The sequence below is a fragment of the Methanocaldococcus sp. genome (assembly GCF_024490875.1).
Taxonomy (GTDB): domain Archaea; phylum AGJL01; class Methanococci; order Methanococcales; family Methanocaldococcaceae; genus Methanocaldococcus.
The window spans coordinates 114,631-131,857 of record NZ_JACCLX010000016.1; the positions used below are offsets into that span (position 1 = coordinate 114,631).

Consider the following 17,227-nt stretch of genomic DNA (forward strand, 5'->3'; position numbering starts at 1 on the left):
AATTTAATTTTAATTCTATTTTTATATATTTTAATTTTAGAGTCTTTTATGTAATCTAAAATTTAATTTTTTATCATTTTTGTTTTAAATTAATTTAAAAGTTTTAAAATTTTAGGAGGAGGATTATTTTGCCAGCAGAAGAAATTTTAGAAAATATAAAAAAAGAAATAATAAAAAAATCTCCAAAAGGCGCAAAAATAGTCGATGTTCAATTTGAGGGACCTGAAGTAGTTATTTATGTAAAAAATCCAGAAATCTTTACGAATGAAATTATAAAAAATCTCGCTAAGGATTTAAGAAAAAGAATTTCAATTAGACCAGATCCATCTGTTTTAGTGGAACCAGAAATTGCCAAAAAGAAAATTTTAGAAATAGTTCCCGAAGAGGCGGAAATAACAAACTTTGTTTTTGATGCAAACACTGGAGAGGTTATAATAGAATCAAAAAAACCTGGATTAGTTATAGGTAAAGAAGGTAAAACATTAGAAATGATTAAAAAAGCAATAAGATGGGCTCCTAAACCCGTAAGAACTCCACCAATTCAATCTGAAACAATTAAAGCAATTAGAGCAACATTATATAGAGAAAGGGATGAAATTAAAGAAATTTTAAGAAGAATTGGAAGAAGGATTCATAGAGATGTCATTGTTAGAGGAGATTACTGGATAAGAGTTTCTTTTTTAGGTGGAGCGAGAGAGGTTGGACGATCTTGTCTATATGTTCAAACACCAGATACGAGAGTATTAATTGACTGTGGAATTAATGTTGCCTGTGAAGATAAAGCATTTCCTTATTTTGATGCTCCAGAATTTTCAATTGAAGATTTAGACGCTGTTATAGTTACTCATGCCCATTTAGACCATTGTGGCTTTGTTCCAGGATTATTTAGATACGGTTATGACGGTCCAGTATATTGTACAAGGCCTACAAGAGACTTAATGACTTTATTACAAAAAGATTATTTAGAAATAGCTAAAAAAGAAGGTAAAGATGTTCCTTATACATCTAAGGACATAAAAACATGCGTTAAGCATACTATTCCAATTGATTATGGTGTTACAACAGATATTAGCCCTACAATAAAACTAACTTTACATAATGCAGGGCATGTTTTAGGTTCAGCCATAGCTCATTTGCATTTTGGAGAGGGGTTGTATAATTTAGCATATACTGGAGATATTAAGTTTGAGACTTCAAGGTTGTTAGAACCAGCAGTTTGTCAATTTCCAAGATTAGAGACATTAATTATAGAATCTACTTATGGGGCATATGATGATGTTCTTCCAGAGAGGGAAGTTGCTGAAAGAGAGTTGTTAAAAGTTGTTAGTGAAGTAACAGACAAAGGAGGAAAGGTATTAATTCCTGTTTTTGGTGTAGGTAGGGCTCAGGAATTGATGTTAGTTTTAGAAGAAGGATACAATCAAGGAATTTTTAATGCTCCTGTGTATTTAGATGGAATGATCTGGGAGGCAACTGCTATACATACAGCATATCCTGAATATTTATCAAAAGAGATGAGGCAAAAAATATTCCACGAGGGGGATAACCCATTCTTATCAGAAGTTTTTAAAAAAGTAGGAAGTACTAATGAAAGAAGGAGAATTATTGATAGTGACGAACCTTGTATAATATTAGCCACTTCTGGAATGCTAACAGGAGGACCAAGTGTTGAATATCTAAAAAACTTAGCTCCTGACGAGAAAAATGCAATAATATTTGTAGGTTATCAAGCAGAAGGAACTTTAGGTAGAAAAGTTCAGAGAGGTTGGAAGGAAATTCCTATAGTTACAAGAAATGGTAAAACAAAATCAATTCCAATAAATTTACAAGTTTATACTATTGAAGGATTCTCTGGTCATTGTGATAGGAAGCAGTTAATTAAATACATTAGAAAAGTAAAACCATCTCCAGAAAAGGTTATTATGGTTCATGGAGAAGAAAGAAAGTGTTTAGATTTTGCAGATACTGTTAGAAGATTATTTAAAAAACAAACCTATGTTCCAATGAATTTAGATGTAATAAGGGTTAAATAAATCTTTTAAATAAGAGGGTTCTCCTATGAAGTTAAAATTAAAAGTTCCTCAATGGCACTATTCACTAATAACTGATTATGAAAGATTATCTATTTTTAAAAAAGTTATAGAAAAGGCAGTTGATTCAGATGATGTTGTTTTTGATTTAGGAACAGGTAGTGGAATACTGGCAATGATAGCGGCAAGAAAGGCTCGAAAGGTTTATGCTATTGAACTCGACCCCTTTACTTATGATTATGCAAGAGAAAATATATCTATCAATAAATTTGAAAATATAGATATTATTGAGGGAGATGCAATAACTTACAACTTTAATGAAAAGACAGATGTAGTTATTGCAGAACTTTTAGACACTGCCTTAATCACTGAACCACAAGTTAAAGTTATAAACTCAATTATTGAGAGAGATTTATTAAAAAAAGATGGAAAAATAATTCCTAATAAGGTTATCAATACTATACAACTTGTAGAATCTAAAATGACTCACATTTATTATGATGAAGAAATTGAATCAGAAGAAGTTTCTAAAGAAGTTGTTTATGAGGAAGTAGATTTTTATAAAATAAATTCTTTAAAGGTAAATTACACTTTAAAATTAAATTTAGAGAAAAACTGTAAAAATTTGGGGATAAAGTTAAGAACTTATACAATATTAGATTCTGAAAATATAGCAGGACAGACACCAATGTTAAATCCTCCATTAGTAATTCCACTAAATAAAAATGCAGATAAAGGAATTGTAAAAATAAATTTATCTTATAAAAGAGGAGGAGACTTAGAGAGTATAAAAGTAAGATTACTGTGATATTTATGATATATGAGGTAGTAATTGCCACAAAAAAAGATGATAAAGATAATAAAGCCCCTATTGGAATTTATTTTAAAGATAATAAAATTATTATGCATCTTTTTTATGGTTCTCATACATACTATAATCTTCTAACTGAGAATTACTTTTCAGTTAATGTTGTTCATCCTATTGAGTTAGTTAAGGCAGTTTTAGAAGATGAAGATGACTATTTATATTACAATAATAAAATCAAAAGTAAAATCCCTTATCTAAAAAATTCATACTATGTAATTTTTTGTAAAGTAATTAGTAGAAAGTTTATTGAAAAAAATGATATTTTTGGCAAAAGTAAGATGATGATAGTAGAGGGAGAGGAGATAGATAGAGTTTATTTAAACAATCTTCCAAAACCTTACAATAGGGCTGATGGTTTATTAGTAGAGATGGCTGTTATATATTCAAGATTAACAAATAAAAATGTAAAATTAAATGAGAAAGATAAAAAGGAATTTATAAATGATTTAAATAAATATTTTTCAATAATTAAAAAAGTTGGTGGTTTAGAACATAAAAAATTGGCTGAAATAATGTTAAAAGAAATTTATAATTTAAAATAAAATTTAAGATTATTTTAAATCCATTAACTCCCAAATCTTTTTTAATGTAAAAATATCTATTTGCCCTGGTGCTGAACTCTTTCCTTTATAGGATGCAAAAGTGAGTATTGAACCAAAATAAACCCCTAATATTCTCGTTATCTTTCCTTTTTCTCCCATTCCAATACCTATAACTCTTCCAGAATATTTATTTATAACCTCTAAAATATTCAAAATATCATCTTTGTTATTTGCCATTGTTGCGAACTTCGCTATATCTCCAATTTTTAAAGATTCCTCTACAATATTGATTAATCTATCTTTGGAGGGAGTTTTATCAAAATCGTGATATGAAACAATTATTTTCGTTTTTGAATTTATTTCATCTCTAAAATTTACAATTTCTTTATTTTTTTGCTCTCTCAATTCAATATCAACATATTTAGCATTGCATTCTATCGCTTTTTTTATCAACATTAATCTTTTTTCATTATCTTCTTTCCAATATCCACCTTCCCAGTCTGGTCTAACTGTTATTATGCAAGGATATTTAGCGAGTTTTTTTATATCTTTTTCATTAACATTTTCCATAAAATCTATTCTAAACTCTACTAAATCAGCAATTTTTAGATATTCCTCTGCTTTTTTTATTGCTTCATTTATATTATTTTCAACAACTGGAAGGCATATCATATTCTCAACCTTTGACCTTCTACTATAAATAAGAATTTTAAATTATATAACTTTAATTTTATTAATCGTAAGGTTTATATAGGAGAAAACATAACAGGTAGATACATTTAATTTAATCTACCTAATTGTTGGTGATAATAATGCTTTTAGAATTCGTAGATTTAGATAATTGGGTTAAAAAAAGAGGAAGTATATTGTTTAATAAATTTAAATATGAACCATTTACCTTAGAAGAAGCAGATAAAGTTTTAAAAGAAGCTGGGATAGAAGCAGAGAATACAAAAGAACTTTTATCCATATTGAAAAGAAAAGGGATAGTTATTGCAAAGAAAGACCCTAAAGATAGAAGAAAAAGATTATATCAGTTTATTAAGTCAGCAAAGAAACCAACAAAAGATGATTTAATTAGAAATTTGAAATATTGTGCAGATTTAATTAGAACAAGTGTAGATTATAAAGTATTATTAGTATTTTTATTTTACAAGGCAGTCAGTGATAAATATCTTTCATTAGTTGAAAAATTTGTTAAAGATGGATACTCTAAAACGCAGGCTTATCTAATGTCAAATAGGAGTTATTTAAAGCTCTATGATGAAGATGAAGGAAAATTGTATGTTTGGCATGAAGTTGTAAAAAGCAGGGAAACAATAATGGAATTAGCAAATGCATTATACAAGATAGCAAATCTTAACGATAACCTTAAAGATTTATCTAAGTTAGTTGAGGTTTTGGGACTTATTGGGTTTATTAATGAGGACAATATGCATATTTTGGAGGAGTTGGTTAGAGTATATAATGAGATGGACTTTTCAGAGATTGACTATGATGCTATTGGAGATGCATATCAATGGATATTATCGTATTTTGCTCCTCAAAAGTGTAAAGAGGGGGAGGTTTATACACCAGTTGAGGTAGTTAGGTTGATAGTGAATTTGTTGGATATTGAGGAAGATGCTGAGGTTTTAGACCCTGCCTGTGGTAGTGGAACTATGTTAATTGAATCTTATAGATATGTTAAAGATAATTATGGAGGTGAGGTTTATCTCTATGGGCAAGAGAGAAATGAAATTATGGCAATTTTGGCAAAGTTGAATTTGATATTACATGGGATTGATAGTGAAGGCTACGAGATTTATGTGGGGGATAGTTTAAAAAACCCAAAGTTTGGAGAGGTTGATTATACTATTGCTAACCCTCCATGGAATTTAGACGGCTATAATGAGAATGTGTTAAAGGAAAATCCGGAGGTTAGAAAGATTTATAATACCTTTGTTAGAGGTGGCTACCCTCCTAAACAATCAGCAGATTGGGCTTGGGTTCAATTGATGATATATTTTGCAAGGAAAAAGGCAGGAATTGTTTTAGATAATGGGGCATTATTTAGAGGGGGAAAAGAGAAAAAGATAAGGAAGGAAATTGTTGATAAAGATTTAATTGAGGCAATTATTCTATTACCTGAAAAGTTGTTTTATAATGTTACTGCTCCAGGAATTGTAATGATTCTAAACAAAAATAAGCCAGAAGAAAGAAAGGGAAAGATTTTATTTATAAATGCATCTTTGGAGTTTGAAAAGCATCCAGATGTTAGGAGATTGAATAGATTAGGTGAGGAGAATATTGATAAAATTGTTGAAGTTTATGAAAATTGGGAGGATGTTGAAGGATTTAGTAGGGTTGTTGATTTAGAAGAAATTAGGAAGAATGATTACAATTTAAATGTAAGTTTATATGTATTCCCTAAGATTGAAGAAGAAGAGATAGACATTGAAGAGGTGTTTAAAGAATTAAAAGATATTGAGAAAGAGGAAAAAGAGGCTGTTAATGAAGTTATGGGATATGTTGAGGAGATTTTAAAAATCTATAATTAAATTTTTTAATTTAATTTTTTTGGAGGGATTTTTATGGAATTTTATAAAGAAACAAGATTTAAAAATTCAGAAATTGGAGAAGTGCCAGAGGATTGGGGGGTTGTTAGGCTTATTGATGTTGCAGAATATATTAATGGGTATGCATTTAGCCCCAAAGATTGGAAAGATAAAGGACTTCCAATAATTCGGATCCAAAATCTTAACGATCCAAAAGCTGAATTTAACTATTTTGATGGAGTAATTGATAATAAGTATATTGTAGAAAATGGGGATATATTATTTTCTTGGTCTGCAAGCATAGGAGTTTATATTTGGAATAGGGGTAGAGCAGTTTTAAATCAACATATATTTAAAGTTGTGCCAAAGAATAATGTTGATAGGCTTTTTCTTTATTATACTTTGTTTTTAGCAATAGAGCAATTAAAAAATAGGGTTCACGGCTCCACGATGAAACATTTCAAGAGAAGTGAATTAAATACTACATTTATTCCACTCCCACCCCTCGAAGAACAGAAAAAAATTGCAGAAGTTTTAAGTAATACAGATAAAGCAATTCAAAAAGTTGATGAGAGTATTGAAAAATTTGAAAAGTTAAAAAAGGGCTTAATGAATATTTTACTTAATGGAAAAGTAAGGATTAAGGTTGAAAATGGTAAATTTTATTTCTATAAAGAAACAAAGTTTAAAAATTCAGAGATTGGGGAAGTTCCCGAGGATTGGGAGGTTGTTAGGTTGGGGAAGATTGTTGAAATTTATGATAATAAAAGAGTTCCATTAAATGAACAAGAAAGAGAAAAAATGAAAGGTCCATATCCTTATTGTGGGGCTAATGGAATTTTAGATTACATTAATAACTATATTTTTGATGGTGAATATATTCTTCTTGCGGAAGATGGAGGATATTGGGGTAAATTCGAAAATTCGGCATATATAATGAATGGTAAATTTTGGGTAAATAATCATGCTCATGTTCTAAAAGCATTAAATGGAATAGCATATAATAGATTTTTAATGTATATTTTAAATTTCTTAGATTTAACCCCCTATATTGTAGGCTCAACAAGAGGAAAACTCAACCAAAAAGATATGAAAAATATAAAACTTCCACTCCCACCAATTGAAGAACAACAAAAAATTGTTGAAATATTAAGTAAAATAGACAAAGTTATACAATTAAAAAAAGAGAAAAAAGAAAAACTAGAAAAGATAAAAAAATACTTTATGGACAATCTTTTAACTGGTAAAGTTAGGATAAAACTATGAAAAAGCATAAAATACTCAAGAAATAAAAAGATTAAAAAAAGTGGGGGAGTAAATATAACTCTTTAAGAATAAAACAAAGTGGGGATTATTATGATAAGGAAGGAAGATTTAGATGTTGAGAATATAAAAGAAAACCTCCAAAAAATTGGATGGGAAGATGGAAAGAAATACATTAACTTTAAGGAGTATCAACTAATTCCTGACTATTATCTACCAAACTTTTTTGAGGAAAAATTTAAAGAAATAAATAAAGCCCTACTAAGTGATTTAACTCCAAAGGAAGTTAGAGAAGTTATTGACTATATAAAAAATGAACTTAATAATGCAGATGAAATAAAAATTTTGGATTACTTAAAATATGGAGTTGAGGTTGTAGTTAAAAAAAGTGAAAAAAGAAAATTTAAACTTATTGACTATAAAAATATAGAAAAAAACACATTTTTCTATTTATGTGAAGCAGAATTTAAAGGAAATCCAAAAAATTCAAGACCTGATATAACTTTATTCATTAATGGAATTCCTATTGTAATTATAGAGGCAAAACCTACAATGAAAATTAACTCTCACTTAGAGGGAATTAATCAAATAAGAAGATATGAAAAATATAGCCCAAATTTATTTAGATTTGTTCAATTTGCAATATCTTATGGTGAAGAGCAGTTATACACTCCAACAATGCCAAACTGGTTTAAAGAAAACTTTTATCTACCAAAATACTACTGGAAAGTTAAAGAAAAAATAAATGGAAAAATCAAAACCATAAACAACATTTTTTACATTATAAATCCTAATGTATTGTTAGAGATGATAAAATACTTTATATTTTACAGAAAAGAGGAAAATAGTAAAACAAAAACAGTGAGTAAAATTATTGCAAGATACAACCAATATTTTGCTACAAAAAAGGCAATGAAAAGAATAGAGGATTATTTAAGTGGAGATAATAAAAATAAAGGTTTAGTATGGCATTGGCAGGGTAGTGGAAAAACATACACTATGTTTTTCATAGCAAATTATTTCTTAGATAAATATTTCTCAGAAAATCCTGTTATTTTCTTTATAGTTGATAGAGTTGATTTAGAAAAACAGAGTAAAGAGTTTTATGAAGCAATCCAAGAGAAAAAATTTAAAAACCTATTAAAAAGAATTGAAAACATCAATAATCTATATGAAGTTATAAAAAATATAAAAATGAGCGAATTGAGCAATAAAGTCATTGTTAGAGGTATTTATACAACAACAATCCAAAAATTCCAACGTGAAAGAGTTAAAAAAGAAGAAGATGAGATAAAGGGCTTATGCCATCTTTTAATAAAATTAGGTGAGGAATATTTAAACCATTTAAAAGAAAAAAATACTAAAGAATACAAAAAACATATAGAGAACTTAAATAAATTGGAAGATGAGGAAAAGGATAGATATTTAATAGAATTAGGGAGTATTAAAAAGAAACATATCTTAATATTGATAGATGAAGCTCACAGGACTCAATACGGAACCTTAGGAAGTATGAGAAAAATGACATTTCCAAATGCCATAACCTTTGGATTTACTGGAACTCCTGTATTTAATAATGAAAAAAACACATTTTCAGAGTTTTCATATCCACAAGAAGGAGAGTTTTATTTAGATGTGTATTTTATAAAGGACTCTATAAAAGACAAATTTACACTACCATTAACTTATCAAATTGTAAAAGAGGGCGATATTAAAACTGAAGGAATACAAATAGCATTGGATGAAGAAGATATAAAAGAATTTATTGATGAGTGGATTAAAAGAGGAGAAGATATTGATTTATTTGACAGAAAAAAAGTTCCAAAGTATATAAACAAGTCAAAAACAATTTTATTAAACCCAGAAAGAATTGATAAAGTTGCAAAATATATTGTTGATAGAATAGAGGAAGATACTGAAAACTTTAAATTTAAGGCAATGGTTGTAGCGGTTAATAGATTAGGATGCGTGAGATTTAAAAAGGCACTTGATAAATATTTAAAAGAAAGATTTGGAGATGAAGCAGAAAAATGGGCTGAAATAGTGATGACTTATCATCACAATGAAGAAGAGAAAGAGATTATTGAATACATGGAAAAACTTAAAAAAGAAAAAAATTCTAATGATTTTAATGAGATTAACCAAATTATTAGAGAAGAGTTCTTAAATTCAGAAAATCCGAAGATTTTAATAGTAACAGATATGCTTTTAACTGGATTTGATGCTCCACGATTAAAAGTTATGTATTTAGATAAACCACTATATGGACACAGACTGCTACAAGCAATAGCAAGGACAAATAGACCCTATAAGGATAAAGAATTTGGTCTAATTGTTGATTCTGTGGGATTATTTAAAGTTTTAACAGAAACAATGGCATTATACAATATGATTGCAGAGGAAGAGATTAGAGAGGACTTTAAAAACAATTTAATAACTTCAATTGATGATATTTTCCAAGAATTTGAGTTAAAAATGGATAAGGTTAAAAAATCTCTAAAAAATTTAAAAATAAACGATGATGATTTGAGTATAGATATTAATGCTCTAAAAATATTAACGAAAAATAAAGATTTCGATAAGAAACAATTAGTAGAAAAGTTAGATGTAATTGCATTTTATGCAGAAGATGGAAATGCTGAAATTTTAAAACTTATAAACGATATAAACGCAGTAATTAAACTTTATAAGGCATTAGGTTCATATCCACAAAAAATTTTTTACGTTGAGGATATTGAACTCTTATCCTTTATATATGCATATTTAATGAAAAAATTAAAGATAAAAAGAAAATCTAACAGGAAATTTTGGGAAGAATTAATAATCTTTATACATAACAAAATGCTTGTCGATGAATTGAATGTGATAGATGAGATAAATCTCAACCCTAATGACTTAGATAAAATTTTAAAAGAGAATGTTAAGAATAGAGAAATAAAAAGAGCTGTGGCAAATTACTACTTTATTTTGAGAAACAGTATTTTAGATAAGCAACACGATCCAATATATAAGGAAATCTTGGAAAGATTAGAAAAACTAAGAAGAGATTGGATTCTAAAAAAAATTGATAATAAAATATATCTAAATGCTATAAAAAACCTCATAGAATTAAAGAAAAATTATGATAAGAGGATAAAAGGAAAATCATCAATAGAAAGGATAAAAGAATCAATAAGTGCGTATATTGGAAATAATATATTAAAAAACCAGAATATTAATTTAAATTTAAAAAATACTGAAAAGTTAATCATGAAAATACAAAATTTAAATAAAATGTCAAAATTGCAAAGAAAAAAGTTCAAAAAAGAGTTATCTTATGCATTGCTTGAAGATTTATTAAAGGAATTAGAAGGAAAAATTAAAGATGAAGAAGCTAAGAAGGTAGCAGAAATTTCTGATAAACTTATTAATGAATTTATTTTAAAGGAGTTATGGGGAGAAGAGTATGAAAATTAATGATAAAACAATGATAAAAAATCTTGTTAATGAAGTTAAAAGTTCATTAAACATTAATGAGACCATAAACATAGAAATAAAGCCAATGAAACAAAAAATTGCCTCATTTTCATTTAAAACTAAGACTTTAAGATTAAACAAATATGTTGTTGAAAATTTTGAGAAAGATTTGCTTTATTATATAATACTGCATGAACTTATTCACTTCAAAGTAAAATCAACAAATCATAATTTAGCGTTTGAAAATGAATTAAAAAAACACTTTTCTGAAGAGATATGTTATGAAATTGAGTTAAAAATTATACAAAAACTTATATAATATTATATTTAAAAATTTTTAAAATCACCTATCAAAAATATGAGGCGATAATATGGCATACTGGCTATGTATAACAAATGAAGACAATTGGAAAGTAATAAAGGAAAAAAAGATATGGGGAGTAGCAGAGAGGCATAAAAATACAATAAATAAAGTTAAAGTTGGAGATAAACTAATTATTTATGAAATTCAGAGAAGTGGGAAGGATTATAAACCTCCATACATTAGAGGTATTTATGAAGTTATCTCTGAAGTTTATAAAGATTCTACAAAAATATTCAAACCTACACCAAGAAATCCTAATGAGAAATTTCCATATAGAGTTAAATTAAAAGAAATTAAGATTTTTGAGCCACCAATTAATTTTAAAGATTTAATTCCAAAATTAAAGTTCATTACTAATAAAAAGAAGTGGAGCGGTCATATAATGGGTAAGGCTATGAGGGAAATTCCTGAGGAGGATTATAAGTTGATTGCAGAAAAATAAAAGTATTATTCTCTTTTCTTTATACTTGCATCAAGTTCATTTAAGGAATAGACATTTAACTCCCCAGTTCTTACAGATTCTATTGCCTTTACAGCCGCTTTTGCCCCGGGAATTGTAGTTATATATGGAATTCCTAAATCAACCGCCGCTCTTCTTATATAATATCCATCAGATTTAGCCTTTTTACCAGAGGAAGTGTTTATTATTAAGTGTATCTTTCCATCTTTCATTAACTTTAAAATGTTGTCATTAGGACTTTCAGAGATTTTCTTAACTAATATTGCTGGAATTCCATTTTCTCTCAAAACCTTAGCAGTTCCTTCTGTTGCATATATTGTAAATCCAAGTTCATGTAATTTTTTAGCAATATCAACAATATGTTTTTTATCTTTATCTCTAACACTAATAAATACATTCCCAACTATTGGCAGTTCCATATTCGCAGATAATTGGGCTTTATAATACGCTTTACCAAAGTCTTTATCTATTCCAATAGCCTCTCCTGTTGATTTCATCTCTGGTCCTAAAACAGGATCAACTCCTGGCAATTTTTGGAATGGGAACACTGCTTCTTTAATTGATACATACTTTGGTTTTGCAATCCAAACTTTCTCAGAGACTTCTACAACATTGTTGTAATCTTTAATCAACTCCTCCAACTTTTTCCCAAGCATAACCTTTGTAGCCAACTTAGCCAAAGGAATTCCAATAGATTTACTTACATAAGGAACTGTTCTTGAAGCTCTTGGATTAGCCTCTAAAACATAAACAACTCCATCCTTCACCGCATACTGAACATTTAATAATCCTACTATATTTAACTCCCTTGCTAACTTTGCAGTGTATTCAATAACTTTATCAATAATTTCCTTAGGTAGTGTTTGAGGAGGAATTACTGTTGCTGAATCCCCACTATGAACTCCTGCCTCTTCAATATGTTCCATTATTGCTCCAATTAAAACGCTCTCTCCATCACAAACAGCATCGACATCTAACTCAATAGCATCTTCCAAAAATTTATCAATTAACACAGGATGCTCCTCTGAAACTTTAACAGCCTCTTCCATATATTCTATTAACTCATCCTCACTATAAACAATCTGCATTGCCCGTCCTCCTAAAACATAGGAAGGTCTAACTAAGACAGGATAACCAATTTTTTTAGCTATCTTTAAAGCCTCTTCTTTTGTAAATGCAGTTCCACCTTCTGCTTGAGGAATTCCTAATTTCTTTAATAATTTAGAAAACTCTTCCCTATCTTCAGCAACATTTATATTTTCTGGACTTGTTCCTAATATCTTAACTCCAGCCTCCTTTAACTTCATAGCTAAGTTTATTGCTGTTTGTCCTCCAAATTGGACAATAACTCCTAAAAGTTCTCCTCTCTCTTTTTCTTTTTCAACTATATTTAGAACATCTTCAAAAGTTATTGGCTCAAAATAGAGTTTATCTGATGTATCATAATCTGTTGAAACAGTCTCTGGATTGTTGTTTATAATTATTGCCTCAATTCCCATTTCTTTCAATGCTAAAACTGCATGAACACTTGAATAGTCAAACTCAATTCCCTGACCAATTCTTATTGGGCCAGAACCTAAAATAATAGCCTTTTTTCTGTCTGAGGGATTACTTTCATCCTGTTCTTTATATAGGTAAGTTTCATATGCAGAGTAGTAATAAGGAGTTTTAGCCTCAAACTCTGCGGCACAGGTATCTACCATTTTATATACTGGAACTATTCCAAGTTTCTTTCTCAACTCTCTAACTTCTTTTTCATCCAATCCCAACAAATGAGATATCTGTTTATCAGAAAATCCTAATTTTTTTGCCTTTAATAAAATTTCTTTCAATTTATTCTTTTTATCCATAAAACCACCATATTTAAAAATTCTCTTTAAGTTTTTCTAACTCATTTTTCATATCAACAATATTCTTAATCATTCTAATGAAAAATTCGTCAATATTTGTTAATTCACAGATTTTTTCAACGCTCCAACCTTTCTCTAATGCCTTTGCTATAACAAAAATCCTCTCATCAGTTGGATTTTTCAAAATATTTTCAATTTCTTCCTCACTGTAATCTTTATCCTTCCCATCTCCAATTAATCCCAATCTTCCGATATCTAAACTTCTAATAGCCTTTTGTAATGCTTCTTCAAAAGATCTACCTATTGCCATCACTTCCCCAGTAGATTTCATACTCGTTCCTAATCTTTTATCTACGGTTTTAAACTTATCAAATGGCCATCTTGGTATTTTCACAACTACATAATCCAATGTAGGCTCAAAACTTGCTGGTGTCTCTTTTGTAACATCATTTAGAATTTCATCCAATGTTTTTCCAATTGCTATTTTAGCGGCAATCCTTGCTATTGGATAACCAGTAGCCTTACTTGCCAATGCAGAACTTCTTGAAACTCTTGGATTAACTTCAATAACTCTATACTCTGTCATCTCCTTATTTACAGCAAACTGTATATTACAACCTCCTTCAACTCCCAAGTGTCTTATAATTTTTATAGCTGCATTCCTTAATTTTTGATAAAACTCATCTGGTAATGTCTGTATTGGAGAGACAACAATACTCTCTCCTGTGTGTATTCCCATTGGATCTATGTTTTCCATACCACAAACAATAATACATGTATCTTTTCTATCTCTCATAACCTCTAACTCAAATTCTTTCCAACCTAAAACACTCTCATCTATTAAAACTTGGTTAATTATAGAATATTTTAAACCTTTTGATGTAATATCTATTAACTCCTCCTCATTGTGGGCTATTCCTCCACCAGTTCCTCCTAATGTAAATGCAGGTCTAACAATAACTGGATAACCAATTTCTTCAGCAAATTTTAATGCCTCATCAACTGAATTAACTGCCTTACACTTTGTAACTGGCTCGTTAATTTCAGCCATTGCCTTCGCAAATAGTTCTCTATCTTCTGCTATTTCAATAGTTCTTATATTTGAACCTAACAATTTTATTCCGTATTTGTCTAAAATTCCTCTTCTATGCAACTCCAAAGCCAAATTAAGCCCAGTTTGACCTCCCATTGTTGGTAAAATAGCGTCTGGTCTCTCTTTTTCAATAATCTTTTCAACTATTTTTGGATGTAATGGCTCTAAATAAACTTTATCAGCCATTTCAATATCTGTTTGTATTGTTGCGGGATTTGAATTAACTAAAATAGTATATATTCCTTCTTCTTTTAACGCCTTACACGCTTGAGAACCAGAAAAATCGAACTCTGCTGCCTGTCCAATAACTATTGGTCCAGAACCAAAAACCATAACTTTATTAATACTCTCCATCAATATTCACCACACTTATTAAACCTAATTAAAATATATAAACTTCAAATAAGAGTATCCTTTTCATAATAATTAGTTAAGGTTTTTAAAGTTAATGGTGATGAATATGGAAAATGTGAAAAAAAAGATTTTAGCAATTGCATTAAAAAACGCTATAAATCATAATGGTAAAGCTAATCCCAAGGCAGTTTTGGGTAGATTTTTGGCAGAAAATCCAGAATATAGAAAAAAAGCTAAGGAAGTTTTACAAGTTGTAGAAAAAGTTGTCAAAGAAATAGAAAATTTATCTATAAATGACATGAAGAAAATGTTGAAAGATTTAGGAGTAAATGTTGAAGAAAAAGGTAGGAAGGAGAAGGACTTAGAGTTACCAAATGTAAAAGATAAGGTTGTTATGAGATTTGCACCAAATCCTTCTGGGCCTTTACATATAGGACACGCAAGAGCAGCAGTTCTAAACGATTACTTTGTTAAAAAGTATGGAGGAAAACTAATTTTGAGATTAGAAGATACTGATCCAAAAAGAGTTTTACCTGAATCTTATGATATGATTAAGGAAGATTTAGATTGGTTGGGAGTTAAAGTTGATGAAATTGTAATACAATCAGACAGAATGGAAATTTATTACGAATATGGAAAAAAATTAATAGAAATGGAATATGCCTATGTTTGTGAATGTGAGCCAGAAGAATTTAGAAAATTGAGAAATAAAGGAATTCCTTGTAAATGTAGGGAGAGGAGTGTTGAGGAAAATTTAGACCTTTGGGAAAAAATGCTTAATGGAGAAATAGAAAATGTTGCTGTTAGGTTAAAAACGGATATAAGGCATAAAAATCCATCAATTAGAGATTTTCCAATATTTAGAATTGAAAAAACTCCTCATCCAAGAACTGGGGAGAAATATGTTGTTTATCCATTAATGAACTTCTCAGTGCCTATTGATGATTACTTGTTAGGAATGACACATGTTTTAAGAGGAAAAGACCATATTGTAAATACTGAAAAGCAATCTTATATATATAAATATTTCAATTGGAAGATGCCTGAATTTATACATTATGGAATTTTAAAAATAGAGGATACAGTTTTAAGCACATCATCAATTTATAAAGGAATTAAAGAAGGGCTTTATAGTGGATGGGACGATGTTAGATTGGGAACTTTAAGAGCTTTAAGAAGGAGAGGAATTAAGGCAGAGGCTATATATGAGATAATGAAAAGAATTGGAATTAAGCAGGCAGATGTTAAATTTTCGTGGGAGAATTTATATGCAATAAATAAAGAATTAATTGATAAAGATGCAAGAAGATTTTTCTTCGTTTGGAATCCTAAAAAACTCGTTATTGAAAATGCTAAAAAGAGAATTTTAAATCTTAGAATGCATCCTGACAGACCAGAGTTTGGTAAAAGAGAACTAATATTTGATGGAGAAGTTTATGTAGTTGGAGATGAGATTGAAGAGGGTAAGATGTATAGATTAATGGAACTCTTCAATATAGTCGTTGAAAAAATTAATGATATAATTAAAGCAAAATATCACTCAGATGACTTCAAAATAGCAAGAAAAAATAAGGCTAAAATTATACATTGGATTCCTATAAAAGATAGTTTAAAAGTTAAGGTTTTAATGCCTACTGGTGAAATAAAAGAAGGATTTGCAGAAAAAGATTTTAAAATAGTTAATGTAGATGATATTGTTCAATTTGAGAGGTTTGGATTTGTTAGAGTTGATAAAAAAGGTAATAAAAAGATTATTTGTTGTTATGCTCACAGATAATTTTTATATAAACCAAATACTCCAATAAATATTATCTGAACAGATATAGCCACTAACAAAAGACCCATAATTCTAACAAATGCATTTATCCCATAAATATTGACTCTTCTTATAATATAGTCAGTTAATGACAAAATAATCCCAGAAATTAACATAGCAGATAATATTGATAAAATAACGATAATTTTATCTAAGATACTCTGTGCCTTACTAACTAATATCATAGTTGTCGTTATAGCCCCTGGACCAGATATTAAAGGAATAGCCAAAGGGACATAAACTATGCTGTCAATATCTTCTAATTCTATTTTTTCATCTGGTTTATGTTTTGTTTTAGGAATTTCTGCGTGAAGCATGTCCCACGCTATTTTAAATAACAATATTCCCCCCGCAACTCTAAATGCATTTATTGTAATTCCAAAGTAACTAAATATGTAGTTTCCAAACAATGCAAATAGTAATAAAACGATTGTTGAAGTTATTATTGCCTTTTTAATTATTTTTACTCTTTGTTCTTTTGGATAAGGATAAGTTATAGAGTGAAATATTGGAATTAAGCCAATTGGATCAATTGTAATGAAAAGAGAGACAAACCCATAAATATAAAAATTAAATAAATCCATACTCACCACC

The 17,227-nt window shown here is 28.9% G+C and carries 13 protein-coding genes; 9 read left to right on the top strand and 4 right to left on the bottom strand.

Going from position 1 to position 17,227, the window contains the following annotated elements; all coding sequences use genetic code 11:
• The first annotated feature begins 128 nt into the window (after positions 1-128).
• Genes HZY31_RS03375 through HZY31_RS03385 form a run of 3 tightly spaced genes read left to right on the top strand, consistent with a single transcriptional unit; the run spans position 129 to position 3,440 of the window.
• Positions 129-2,033, top strand: a complete 1,905-nt coding sequence (locus HZY31_RS03375) for a beta-CASP ribonuclease aCPSF1 (RefSeq protein ID WP_297318051.1) — start codon at positions 129-131, stop codon at positions 2,031-2,033.
• A 25-nt stretch (positions 2,034-2,058) separates the two neighbouring features.
• Complete coding sequence (locus tag HZY31_RS03380; RefSeq protein WP_297318052.1) at positions 2,059-2,838, top strand: 50S ribosomal protein L11 methyltransferase; 780 nt, start codon at positions 2,059-2,061, stop codon at positions 2,836-2,838.
• Between the two features lie 5 nt (positions 2,839-2,843).
• Entirely contained in the window at positions 2,844-3,440 is a 597-nt protein-coding gene (locus HZY31_RS03385; protein WP_297318053.1) for a DUF447 domain-containing protein, read from the top strand.
• 9 nt (positions 3,441-3,449) lie between these two features.
• Here HZY31_RS03385 and aroD read toward each other — a convergent pair whose 3' ends face one another.
• Positions 3,450-4,112: a type I 3-dehydroquinate dehydratase gene (gene aroD, locus HZY31_RS03390; RefSeq protein ID WP_297318054.1), complete on the bottom strand. Its 663-nt coding sequence runs from the start codon at positions 4,110-4,112 to the stop codon at positions 3,450-3,452.
• A gap of 140 nt (positions 4,113-4,252) precedes the next feature.
• Between aroD and HZY31_RS03395 the strand changes: the two genes are divergently transcribed.
• The 5 genes from HZY31_RS03395 (at position 4,253) to HZY31_RS03415 (ending at position 11,502) form a co-directional block, all read left to right on the top strand.
• Positions 4,253-5,980: an N-6 DNA methylase gene (locus HZY31_RS03395; RefSeq protein ID WP_297318055.1), complete on the top strand. Its 1,728-nt coding sequence runs from the start codon at positions 4,253-4,255 to the stop codon at positions 5,978-5,980.
• 33 nt (positions 5,981-6,013) lie between these two features.
• A complete protein-coding gene (locus HZY31_RS03400) occupies positions 6,014-7,243 on the top strand; it encodes a restriction endonuclease subunit S (RefSeq protein ID WP_297318056.1) in 1,230 nt (409 codons plus the stop codon).
• A 90-nt stretch (positions 7,244-7,333) separates the two neighbouring features.
• The gene (locus tag HZY31_RS03405; RefSeq protein ID WP_297318057.1) at positions 7,334-10,696 is read left to right on the top strand and encodes a type I restriction endonuclease subunit R; all 3,363 of its coding nucleotides are present in this window, start codon (positions 7,334-7,336) and stop codon (positions 10,694-10,696) included.
• Positions 10,686-11,015, top strand: a complete 330-nt coding sequence (locus tag HZY31_RS03410) for a YgjP-like metallopeptidase domain-containing protein (protein ID WP_297318058.1) — start codon at positions 10,686-10,688, stop codon at positions 11,013-11,015. The genes HZY31_RS03405 and HZY31_RS03410 overlap by 11 nt, the downstream gene beginning before the upstream one ends.
• A 52-nt stretch (positions 11,016-11,067) precedes the next feature.
• Positions 11,068-11,502 carry an EVE domain-containing protein gene (locus HZY31_RS03415; protein WP_297318059.1) on the top strand — a complete coding sequence of 145 codons (435 nt, stop codon included), beginning with the start codon at positions 11,068-11,070 and terminating at the stop codon, positions 11,500-11,502.
• A 5-nt stretch (positions 11,503-11,507) separates the two neighbouring features.
• Here the strand turns inward: HZY31_RS03415 and carB (HZY31_RS03420) are convergent, their stop codons facing one another.
• Positions 11,508-13,370, bottom strand: coding sequence for a carbamoyl-phosphate synthase large subunit (gene carB / locus HZY31_RS03420; protein WP_297318060.1), 1,863 nt, complete (start codon positions 13,368-13,370; stop codon positions 11,508-11,510).
• Between the two features lie 13 nt (positions 13,371-13,383).
• Positions 13,384-14,817 (bottom strand): carbamoyl-phosphate synthase large subunit, encoded by a 1,434-nt coding sequence (gene carB / locus HZY31_RS03425; RefSeq protein ID WP_297318061.1) that lies wholly within the window; start codon positions 14,815-14,817, stop codon positions 13,384-13,386.
• Between the two features lie 115 nt (positions 14,818-14,932).
• Between carB (HZY31_RS03425) and gltX the strand changes: the two genes are divergently transcribed.
• Entirely contained in the window at positions 14,933-16,594 is a 1,662-nt protein-coding gene (gene gltX / locus HZY31_RS03430; protein ID WP_297318091.1) for a glutamate--tRNA ligase, read from the top strand.
• Here the strand turns inward: gltX and HZY31_RS03435 are convergent.
• Entirely contained in the window at positions 16,585-17,217 is a 633-nt protein-coding gene (locus HZY31_RS03435) for an NAAT family transporter (RefSeq protein WP_297318062.1), read from the bottom strand. The two genes, gltX and HZY31_RS03435, sit on opposite strands and share 10 nt — an antisense overlap.
• Positions 17,218-17,227 lie beyond the last annotated feature (10 nt).